This is a genomic window from Saccharomonospora iraqiensis subsp. paurometabolica YIM 90007 (assembly GCF_000231035.2).
Classification (GTDB): Bacteria; Actinomycetota; Actinomycetes; order Mycobacteriales; family Pseudonocardiaceae; genus Saccharomonospora; species Saccharomonospora paurometabolica.
In genome coordinates, this window is sequence record NZ_KI912264.1 from 22,553 (window position 1) to 32,945 (window position 10,393).

Consider the following 10,393-nt stretch of genomic DNA (forward strand, 5'->3'; position numbering starts at 1 on the left):
CCGCCCCGTGCCCGGCCGTGTCACGCGCGGGCTCCGCGGTGCCGTGGGCCGCGAGCTCCCGCTCGAGTTCGCGCACCCGCCGCCGGGCGCCCCGGGCGAGGAAGAGCCAGGACAGGAACGCACCACACACGAACGCGGCCGCGCTGTACACCCAGACCTGGCCGAAAACGGACATGACTCGCGTCCTCCCTGCTGCGTGGCGGGCCTACCGGGTCCGTGCGACGAGGTAGTCGGCGACCGACTCGCACGCCTCCCGCGCCGGTGACGAGGGCAGCGCGGTGAGTTCCTCCCGTGCCCGCCGAGCGTAGTCATTCAGCGTCGCGTGGGCGCGTTCGAGGCCGCCGGACGCGCGGAGCAGCGCGAGTGCCTCGTCGACGAGCGCGTCGTCGGTGAGCGGACCGTCGAGCAGCCGCACCAGGCGCGGGTCCGGGGTGCCGGAGAGCGCGTAGTGCATCGGCAGCGTCCGCACCCCCTCCCGCAGGTCGGTGCCCTGCGACTTGCCGAGCTCGCCGGACGAGGAGGCGATGTCGATGATGTCGTCCGAGATCTGGAACGCCGTCCCGACGAGGTCGCCGAAGCGGCGCAGGGCGTCGATGTGCTCCGGGTGGGCGTCGGAGAGCATCCCCCCGAACCGGCCCGCCGTGGCGATCAGCGACCCGGTCTTCTGCCCGATCACGGAGAGGTAGTGGTCCACGGGGTCCTCGCCCTCGCCGGGACCGACCGTCTCCCGCATCTGCCCGGTGACCAGCTCCCCGAACGTCTCCGCGATGATCCGCGCCGCGTCCGTGCCGAGGTCGGCGACCAGCCGGGAGGCGTGCGCGAAGAGGTAGTCCCCGGTGAGGATGGCGACGGTGTTGTTCCACCGCGCGTTCACGCTGGGCGCCCCGCGCCGCATCGTGGCCTCGTCCATCACGTCGTCGTGGTAGAGCGTGGCCAGGTGCACCAGCTCCACGGCCGCCGCGGCGGTGACCACCCCGTCCCGGTCCGTCGTGCCGAACTGGCCCGCCAACAGGGTGAACATCGGCCGGAAACGCTTGCCCCCGGCGTCCACCAGGTGCCGCGCGGCCTCGTTGATCGCCTCGACGTCGCTGCGCACGACCTCGTGCAGGATCTCCTCGACGTCCTCCAGCCCGGAGACCAGCGTGCGCAGCAGGTCCTCATCGGCGATCTGCAGCCCGACTGCCGCGCGCAACTCCTCGATGGTGCCCTCACGCACTGACACGTCGGCTCCGCCTTTCCGGCCCAGGGTCACGGTCGGCGTCCAGCCTAATGGGGCCCGACCGCGCGCCGGTGACCCGCTGGTAGAGCCACCGACGGTGATCTTTCCGACACCGCACGCGCCCCCGGCCGGTTCAGGACGTCAGGGCGAACCCACCGGTGCCCGCCCAGTCGAGGGCGAACGTCGGCGCGACGCCGAGCAGCAGGGTGACCACGACCCCGAGCGTGATCGCGGCCGTGGTGAACGCCCCGGGCACGCTGACGGTGGGGCCGTCCTCGGCGGGCTCGGAGAAGAACATGAGCACCACCACCCGCAGGTAGAAGAACGCCGCCACCGCGCTGAAGATCAGCGCGATCACCACGAGCGGGGCCATGCCGTCCGACAGGGCCGCCGAGAACACCACGAACTTGCCCACGAACCCGCTGGTGAGCGGGATCCCGGCCAGCGCGAACAGCAGGAAGGCGAAGGTCCAGGCCACCACGGGCGAGCGTTTCGCCAGCCCGGCCCACGCGGACAGGTGGGTCGCCTCACCCCCGGAGTCCCGCACCAGCGAGATCACGCCGAACGCGGCCAGCGTGGTGAAACCGTAGGCGAGCAGGTAGAACATCGTCCCGGACAGGCCCTGCTCGGTCAGCGCCATCGTGCCGATCAGCAGGAACCCGGCGTGCGCGATCGACGAGTACGCGATCATGCGTTTCACGTCGGTCTGGGTCAGCCCGAGCACCGCGCCGATCAGCATGGACACGATCGCCACGGCCCACAGCACGCCGCGCCACTCCCAGTGGGTCGACTCGAACCCGACGGTGAGCACCCGCAGGATCGCCCCGAACGCGGCGACCTTCGTGCACGCCGCCATGAACGCGGTGATCGGCGTCGGGGCGCCGTGGTAGACGTCCGGCGTCCAGGTGTGGAACGGCCCGACCGAGGCCTTGAACAGCAGCCCCACCAGCAGCAGGCCCAGCCCGGCGAACAGCAGCGTGTCCGAGCGGTCCGTACCCGCCGTGGCCACGGCGATCTCGGAGAACCGCACCGACCCGGCGTAGCCGTAGAGCAGGGCGACGCCGTAGAGGAAGAACGCGCTGGCGAACGCGCCGAGCAGGAAGTACTTGACCGCGGCCTCCTGGGACAGCAGCCGCCGCCTGCGCGCCAGCCCGCACATCAGGTACAGCGGCAGGCTCAGCACCTCCAGCGCCACGAACATGGTGAGCAGGTCGTTGGCCGCGGTGAACGCCATCATGCCGCCCAGGGCGAACAGGCTCAGCGGGAAGACCTCGGTCTGCATGCTCTGCGTGGCGGCCTGCTCCCGGTCCTGCACCGTGCCGGGGCTGATCCCGGCCTCGGCGACGAACGCACCGCCCCGTTCGACCGTGCGGTCGGCGATGAGCAGCACCGCACCCACCGACAGCGCCAGCAGTGTGCCCCAGAGGAACAGCGCCGGGCCGTCCACGGCCACGGTGCCGCTGAGCGTGGTGATCCCGCGCGGCGGCGCGTCGGTGGTGTAGACGCCCAGCGCGACACCGGCACCGGCCAGTGCCAACAGCGTCAACGCCAGCTGGGTCGACCACCGCCGGTGCTTGGGCAGGAACGCCTCCAACAGCACCCCGACGCACGCGACGCCGAACACGATCAGCATCGGCATGATCGCCGCGTAGTCGATCCCGGGCGCCTCGATCGGCCCCTGTTGCTGGGCGAAATGAACGTTCAACACGGCTGGGATTACCTTTCCTGCACCGCTGTCAGTGTCGCCTCCACCGAGGGTCCGACCGTGTCGAGCACCGGCTGCGGGTAGAACCCGAGCCCCACGATCAGCACCACCAGCGGCGCGAGCACCGCGATTTCCCTACCGGACAGGTCACGGACGGCCTTCTTCGCCCCGGCCTCGGGTGCCGTCGCCGTCCCCGGCCCGCCACCCGCGCCGACGAGCGCGTCCCCACGCACCGGCCCGGTCATGATCCGCTGGTACAGCCACAGCACGTACGCGGCGGCGAGCACCATCCCGACGGTGGCGACGATCGCGAACACCGGCCGCGCGTCGAACGCCCCGATCAGCACCAGGAACTCGGAGACGAACGAGTTCGTGCCCGGCAGCGACAACGTCGACATCCCGGCCAGCAGCAGCATCCCGCCGAGGATCGGCGTCACCTTGAACATGCCGCCGTAGTCGGCGATGCGGCTGGACCCGCCGCGGGCGGCGACGATGCCGATCACCAGGATCAGCATGCCGGTGGCGAGGCTGTGGTTGAGCATGTACGTCGCCGAGCCGACGGTGGCCTGCGTGCTGAACGCGAAGATGCCCAGCGCGATGAAGCCGAAGTGGGCGATCGACACGTAGGCCACGAAGCGCTTCATGTCGTGCTGGCCCGCGGCCAGGATCGAGCCGTAGAGGATGCCGACCACGCCGAGCACCAGCACCAGCGGCGCGAGCTGCGCGCTGGCGTCCGGGAACATCGGCAGGCTGTAGCGCAGGAAGCCGAAGGTCCCGACCTTGTCCAGCACCCCCACCAGCAGCACGGTGACCGCGATCGGCGCCTGCCCGGCCGCGTCCGGCAGCCAGGTGTGGAACGGCACCAGCGGCGCCTTGATCGCGAACGCGAGGAAGAAGCCGAGGAACAGCCACACCTGCGTCTCGACCGGGGCCTGGCTGACCACGGCGACCAGAGTGGCCCAGTCGAAGGTGCCGCTGCCGAGTTCGTCGGCGGCCAGTGAGTACGCCCCGATCGCCGAGGCCAGCATGATCAGGCCGCCGAGGAACGAGTACAGGAAGAACTTCACCGCCGCGTACTGCCGCCTCGGCCCGCCGTAGAAGCCGATGAGGAAGTACATCGGCACGAGCATGACCTCGAACAGCACGTAGAACAGGAAGACGTCGGTCGCCGCGAACACGGCGATGGTCAACGCCTCCTGCACCAGGATCAGCGCGAGGAAGTTCGCCACCCGGCGTTCGGTGGGCAACTTGTCCGTCGAGCGCAGCGCGCCGATCACGATCGGCACCAGCAGCGCGGTGACCGCCACCATGAGCAGCGCGATCCCGTCGATGCCGAAGGCGAGGTGCACCCCGAACGCGGGGATCCAGTCCACCGAGGTGACCTGCTGGAGCCGGTCACCGCCCGGGTCGTAGGTCAACCACAGCGGCACCACCAGCAGCAGCGTGGCGACCGAGACGCCGAACGCGGTCGCCGTCGCCGCACGGGCGTTGTCCCGCCACCCGGCGACCGCGAGGGCGCCGAGCAGCGGCAGCAGGATCAGGGCTACGAGCCAACTCATGAGAACCTCACCAACAGCAGTGCGGCGACGAGCAGGAACGACCCGCCGAGCATCGACAACGCGTACGACCGGACGAACCCGGTCTGCAGCCTCCGCAGCCGGCCCGACCCGCCGCCGAGCCCGGCGGCCAGCCCGTTGACCGCGCCGTCGACGCCCCGGTTGTCGAGGAACACCGAGAACCGGGTCAACCACAGGCCGGGGGTGGCGACCAGGGTCTCGTTCAGCGCGTTGCCGTACAGGTCGTTCCGCGCGGCCCGCACCGGCCAGGACACCCGCTGCGGACGCTCCACGCTGGTCTCCCGCCTGCCGAACAGCAGCCACGCCACGAGCACGCCGAGCGCGGACAGGCCGACCGTCAGCCACGGGATGACCGCGTGCGGCAGGACCCCGTGGTGCGTCTCGGCGAGCGCACCGACCGACGGCGCCAGGAACTCGGCGAGCCGGTCACCGGACATCAGCAGGAACCCGGCACCGACCGAGCCGAACGCGAGCACGATCATCGGCACGGTCATCACCGGCGGCGACTCGTGCGGGTGGAACTCGCGGCCGTCGGCCGAGGTGGTCTCACGCCAGCGCGGCTTGCCGAGGAAGGTCAGCAGCACCAGCCGGGTCATGTAGAAGCCGGTGATGCCCGCGGCGAGCAGCGCCGCGCCGCCGAACACCCAGCCGCGCCAGCCCTCCTGGCCGAACGCCGCCTCGATGATCGCGTCCTTGGTGTAGAATCCGGACAGGAACGGGAACCCGATGATCGCGAGGTAGCCGAGGCCGAACGTGGCCGCGGTGATCGGCATCTTCTTCGCCAGGCCGCCGAACTTGCGCATGTCGACCTCGTCGTTCATGGCGTGCATGACCGACCCGGCGCCGAGGAACAGCCCCGCCTTGAAGAAGCCGTGTGTGAGCAGGTGCGCGATGCCGAGGGCGTAGCCGACCGGGCCGAGCCCGGCGGCGAGCATCATGTACCCGATCTGGCTCACCGTGGAGTAGGCCAGCACCTTCTTGATGTCGTCGTAGGCACAGCCGATGATCGCGCCGAGCATCAGCGTGACCGCACCGATGATGGTCACGACCAGCCGACCGTCCGGGGTGAGGTTGTAGATCGGGGCGGAGCGGGCGATCAGGTACACGCCCGCGGTGACCATCGTGGCGGCGTGGATCAGCGCCGACACCGGGGTCGGGCCCTCCATCGCGTCCGGCAGCCACGCCTGCAGCGGGAACTGGCCGGACTTGCCGCACGCGCCGAGCAGCAGCAACAGCGCGATCGCGGTGACCACCCCGGCGGAGGCCTCGCCGACACCGGCGAACACCTCGGCATAGGAGGTGCTGCCGAACTCCTTGAACATGAGGAAGATGGCCAGCGCCAGGCCCACGTCCCCGACACGGTTCATCAGGAACGCCTTCTTCGCCGCCGTGGCCGCCGACGGACGGTCCTGGTACCACCCGATCAGCAGGTAGGAGGCGAGGCCGACGCCCTCCCAACCCAGGTACAGCAGCACGAAGCTGTCGCCGAGCACGAGCACCAGCATCGCGGCGACGAACAGGTTCAGATAGCCGAAGAAGCGCCGACGGGACTCGTCGTCGGACATGTAGCCGATCGAGTAGATGTGGATCAGCGAGCCGACCCCGGTGATCAGCAGGACGAACGTCACCGACAGCGGGTCGATGCGCAGTCCGAAGTCGACCTGCAGCGCCTCGACGGGGATCCACGAGTAGACCGTGGTGTCGGTGGCCCGCGACAGCGACTCGCCGAAGAACAGCGCCAGACCGTACACGAAGGACGCGATGACCGTCGCGGAGCCGAGCAGGTGCCCCCAGCCGTTGGTGCGGCGACCGCCGACCAGCAACACGAGGGCGCCGAGCGCGGGAAACGCGACCAGCAGCCACGATTGAGCGATCAAGGTGATTCCCTGTGGTTGGAGGCTAGTACTTCAGCAGGTTGGTGTCGTCGATCGAGGCCGACCGCCGGGTGCGGAAGATCGACATGATGATCGCGAGGCCGACGACCACCTCGGCCGCGGCGACGACCATCACGAAGAACGCCATCACCTGACCGTCGATCGAGCCGTTGATGCGCGCGAACGTGACCAGCGACAGGTTCACGGCGTTGAGCATCAGCTCGATGCACATGAACACCACGATCGCGTTGCGCCGCACCAGGACGCCGACGGCGCCGATGGTGAACAGCAGCGCCGACAACAACAGGTAGTACGTCGGGGTCACTTGTTCTCCCCTTCCGCGGCGGTGTCCCGGTTGTCCCGGTGGGTGCCGTCGCCGTTCGTGCTCGGGGTGGACGCACCGTCGTGGTCGTCGGTGCCCCCGACGAAGGCGTGTGCGTCCGGGGCGGGGGTGTCCCCGGCCACCTGCCTGCGCTCGGCCTCCAGCCGTGCGGTGGGCGTGGACTCGATGAGTTCGGACAGCGACTCCGGGGCCACCGACCCGTCCGGCAGCAGTGCGGGCGTGGCCACCGAGTTCGCCGTGGCGAACACACCCGGCCCCGGCTTGGGCGAGGGCCGCTCGTACTCGCCGCGGAAGCGGGCCACCACCAGTTCCTTCTGGCTGCGCTTGCCGCCCGCGGCGTGCCGGGTGGTGAACGACAGCACCATGCCCGCCATCGCCGCGGTGATCAGCAGCGCGGCGGTGAGCTCGAACGGGAACAGGTAGTCCCGGAAGATGATCCGGCCGAGACCGCCCGCACCGCCGCCCTCGGCGCTCCACGGGTTGAGCGGCTGCGCCGGGGTCACGTCCGCGACGGCCCGGGTGAGCGCGGCCGACAGCAGCACGGCCACGCCGACGCCGAGCAGCCCGGCGGCGAGTCGCTGGCCGCGCAGGACCTCGACCACCGAGTCGGACGACTCCCGGCCGACCAGCATCAGCACGAACAGGAACAACATCATGATCGCGCCGGTGTAGACGATGATCTGCGTGAACCCGAGGAACTGCGCCTGCTGGGTGAGGTACAGCAGCCCGAGGGAGAGCATCGTCAGCACCAGCCACAGCGCCGAATGCACGGCGTTGCGGGCGAAGACCATGCCCAGGGCCCCGGCGAGCGCGAGCGGCCCGAGGATCCAGAACGCGACCGCCTCCCCGGTGGACACCGTCGCCTCGGCGCCCTCCTGGGCGAGAACCAGTGCGCTGCCTACCGTCATCGCCTTGCCTTCTCCTCGGACGTCTCGACCGCCTCGCCGGACGGCACACCCCGGTCACGGGCGAGTTCGGGGCCGCGGACGTAGTAGTCCTGCTCGTCGTCGCCGAGCCGCATCGGGTGCGGCGGCTGCTCCATGCCGGGCAGCAGGGGCGCGAGCAGGTCCTCCTTGGTGTAGATCAGCTTCTGCCGGTCGTCGTCCGCCAGCTCGTAAAAGTTGATCATCGTGAGGGACCGGGTCGGGCACGCCTCCACACACAACCCGCAGCCGATGCAGCGCAGGTAGTTGATCTGATAGTCCATGCCGTAGCGCTCGCCCGGGGAGTACCGTTCCTCCTCGGTGTTGTCCCCGCCCTCGACGAAGATCGCGTCGGCGGGGCAGGCCCAGGCGCACAGCTCGCAGCCCACGCACTTCTCCAGCCCGTCCGGATGCCGGTTGAGCTGGTGGCGACCGTGGTAGCGCGGCGCCGCGGGAGCCCCGATCTCCGGGTACTCCTCCGTGGACACCTTCCGGAACATGTTCGCGAAGGTGACACCGAAGCCCTTGACGGGATCAAACATCCCCATCGGCGTTCTCCTTACCTGAGGTGACCGAAGCGGGTCGCTTCTGCTCGGTCTTCTGCCGGGCCCGCAGTGCCTTCTGCCGTGGGGTCGTCTCCGGGACCTTCAGGTCCACCGGCGGCACCGGGTAGTCGCCGCCGGTGACCGGGACCGAGTCCTCCGGCGGCACCTCCTTCTCGGGCAGCAGCAGCGACAGCAGCACCAGCACCGCGATGACGATGCCGCCGACGACGAGGATCTGGCCGGTGGAGATGTCGGCGGAGGTGCGCACGGCACGGACCGCGGAGATCACCACCACCCAGATGAGCCCGGCCGGGATGAGCACCTTCCAGCCGAGCTTCATGAACTGGTCGTAACGGAAGCGGGGCAGCGTGCCGCGCAGCCACACGAAGCCGAACAGGACGATCAGCATCTTGCCGAAGAACCACAGCACCGGCCACCAGCCGGTGTTGAGCATCCCGTCGCCGATCGCGGACAGTGGCCACGGCGCCATCCAGCCGCCGAGGAACAGCGTCGTCGCGAACGCCGAGACGATGACCATGTTGGTGTACTCGGCGAGGAAGAACATCGCGAACTTCATCGAGCTGTACTCGGTGTGGAAGCCGCCGACCAGCTCCGACTCGGCCTCCGGGAGGTCGAACGGGGCACGGTTGGTCTCGCCGACCATCGAGATCAGGTAGATGACGAAGCTCGGCAGCAGCAACCAGAAGTACCAGCCGTTCTGCTGCGCGGCGACGATGTCGCCGGTGGCCAGCGACTGCGCGTACAGGGCGACACCGATGATCGACAGGCCCATCGCGATCTCGTAGGAGATCACCTGCGCGGCCGAGCGCAGCCCACCGAGCAGCGGGTACGGCGAGCCGGACGACCAGCCCGCGAGCACGATGCCGTACACCCCGATCGACGCGCCCGCCAGCACGAGCAGCACGCTGACCGGCAGCTCGATCAGCTGGAGGACGGTACGCTCCCCGAAGATGGTCACCTCGGGGCCGAACGGGATGGCGGCCAGACCGATCAGCGCGGGCACCACCGTGATCAGCGGTGCCATGAAGTAGATCTTGCGGTCCGCGGTGTCCGGGATGATCTGTTCCTTGAACGGGAGCTTGATCGCGTCCGCGAGGGACTGCCCCAGACCGAAGGGACCGACCCGGTTCGGGCCCGGCCGGTTCTGCATCCGGCCGACGACCTTGCGCTCCCCGACGATCAGACCCACCGTCATGATCGGGCCGATCAGCATGACCACGACGACCTTCATCAGGATCAGCCACAGCGGGTCGTCGGCCAGCAGCTCGGCCCGGGTCATCGCGCCGTCCTGCGCCTGCGCGAGCAGCGGGGTCACCGCCCGCACCGGCTCCTCCACGGACGACACCACGGACGTCAGCGTCGACGCGCTCACCGTTCACCTCCGGCCGCGATCGAGACCTCGGCGCCGTGGCCGACGCCGAGCGTGGCGCGGACCGCGGAGCCCGGGGAGTTGCCGGGCAGCCACACCACGCCGTCCGGCAGGTCGGCCACCTCCACCGGCAGGGTGATCGCCCCGCGTCCGGTGGACACCGTCACCGTGCCCGACCCGAGCGCCTCGGCGGTGCCCCTGGACACCCGCGCCACCACCCGCCGCGCCGTCCCGGCCAGATGCGGCTCGTCCGCCTGCAACGCCCCCTCGTCCAGCAACACCCGCCAGGTGGCCAGCAGCGCCCGCCCGTCGCCGGGTGGTGCCGTGAAGGACTCCCTGCCTGCGTGGGACGCAGTGAAGGAGTCCCTCGCTGCGCCGGACGCAGTGAAGGGGTCCTTCACGGCAACCCTCGCCAGGTCGCCGGCGGCGGCGGCCGGGGTCTGGGTGAACAGGTCGGTGTCCATCTCGACGCCGAGGGTGTCCAGGATGCGGCAGTCCGGCAGGGCGCCGGTGCCCTCCAGGGTCACCGAGAACTCGCGGCGGCGGCCCTCCCAGTTGAGGAAGGTGCCGGACTTCTCGTCCACCGGCGCGATCGGTAAAACCACGTCGGCGCGCTCGGTGACCTCGCTGTGCAGCAGCTCGATGCTCACCACGAAGCCGCATGCGTCGAGCGCCTCGCGCGCCAGCTCCGGGTCGGGCAGATCCGCGGTCTCGACGCCGCCGACGAGCAGGCCGTCCAGGTCGCCGTCGCGGGCGGCGGTGAGGATGCCGGTCGTGTCGCGTCCGGCGGTGTCCGGCAGCGCGCCCTCGGCGAGTT

The 10,393-nt window shown here is 70.1% G+C and carries 9 protein-coding genes; all 9 read right to left on the reverse strand.

Annotated features, from left to right (window positions below):
• Positions 1 to 205 precede the first annotated feature (205 nt).
• The gene (locus tag SACPADRAFT_RS0223855; RefSeq protein ID WP_028662725.1) at positions 206 to 1,222 is read right to left on the reverse strand and encodes a polyprenyl synthetase family protein; all 1,017 of its coding nucleotides are present in this window, start codon (positions 1,220 to 1,222) and stop codon (positions 206 to 208) included.
• A gap of 130 nt (positions 1,223 to 1,352) precedes the next feature.
• Positions 1,353 to 2,927 carry an NADH-quinone oxidoreductase subunit NuoN gene (nuoN, locus tag SACPADRAFT_RS0223860; protein WP_007025108.1) on the reverse strand — a complete coding sequence of 525 codons (1,575 nt, stop codon included), beginning with the start codon at positions 2,925 to 2,927 and terminating at the stop codon, positions 1,353 to 1,355.
• Between the two features lie 8 nt (positions 2,928 to 2,935).
• Positions 2,936 to 4,483: an NADH-quinone oxidoreductase subunit M gene (locus SACPADRAFT_RS0223865; protein WP_007025109.1), complete on the reverse strand. Its 1,548-nt coding sequence runs from the start codon at positions 4,481 to 4,483 to the stop codon at positions 2,936 to 2,938.
• Positions 4,480 to 6,378: an NADH-quinone oxidoreductase subunit L gene (gene nuoL, locus SACPADRAFT_RS0223870; RefSeq protein ID WP_007025110.1), complete on the reverse strand. Its 1,899-nt coding sequence runs from the start codon at positions 6,376 to 6,378 to the stop codon at positions 4,480 to 4,482. Before nuoL ends, SACPADRAFT_RS0223865 begins: the two co-directional genes overlap by 4 nt.
• Before the next feature lie 22 nt (positions 6,379 to 6,400).
• On the reverse strand, positions 6,401 to 6,700 hold the full coding sequence (nuoK, locus tag SACPADRAFT_RS0223875) for an NADH-quinone oxidoreductase subunit NuoK (RefSeq protein WP_007025111.1): 300 nt from the start codon (positions 6,698 to 6,700) through the stop codon (positions 6,401 to 6,403).
• On the reverse strand, positions 6,697 to 7,626 hold the full coding sequence (locus tag SACPADRAFT_RS0223880; protein ID WP_007025112.1) for an NADH-quinone oxidoreductase subunit J: 930 nt from the start codon (positions 7,624 to 7,626) through the stop codon (positions 6,697 to 6,699). Before SACPADRAFT_RS0223880 ends, nuoK begins: the two co-directional genes overlap by 4 nt.
• Entirely contained in the window at positions 7,623 to 8,189 is a 567-nt protein-coding gene (gene nuoI, locus SACPADRAFT_RS0223885; RefSeq protein WP_007025113.1) for an NADH-quinone oxidoreductase subunit NuoI, read from the reverse strand. Before nuoI ends, SACPADRAFT_RS0223880 begins: the two co-directional genes overlap by 4 nt.
• Positions 8,176 to 9,486, reverse strand: a complete 1,311-nt coding sequence (nuoH, locus tag SACPADRAFT_RS0223890; protein WP_051442574.1) for an NADH-quinone oxidoreductase subunit NuoH — start codon at positions 9,484 to 9,486, stop codon at positions 8,176 to 8,178. The genes nuoI and nuoH overlap by 14 nt, the downstream gene beginning before the upstream one ends.
• 89 nt (positions 9,487 to 9,575) lie before the next feature.
• A partial coding sequence (locus SACPADRAFT_RS29640) for a molybdopterin-dependent oxidoreductase (protein ID WP_040924812.1) occupies positions 9,576 to 10,393 on the reverse strand: 818 nt, incomplete at its 5' end.

Coding starts and splice junctions, on each gene's coding strand:
- nuoH (WP_051442574.1), bottom strand. CDS start 9,486: ATGACCCGGGCCGAGCTGCTGGCCGACGACCCGCTGTGGCTGATCCTG.
- SACPADRAFT_RS0223880 (WP_007025112.1), bottom strand. CDS start 7,626: ATGACGGTAGGCAGCGCACTGGTTCTCGCCCAGGAGGGCGCCGAGGCG.
- nuoI (WP_007025113.1), bottom strand. CDS start 8,189: ATGGGGATGTTTGATCCCGTCAAGGGCTTCGGTGTCACCTTCGCGAAC.
- SACPADRAFT_RS0223865 (WP_007025109.1), bottom strand. CDS start 4,483: ATGAGTTGGCTCGTAGCCCTGATCCTGCTGCCGCTGCTCGGCGCCCTC.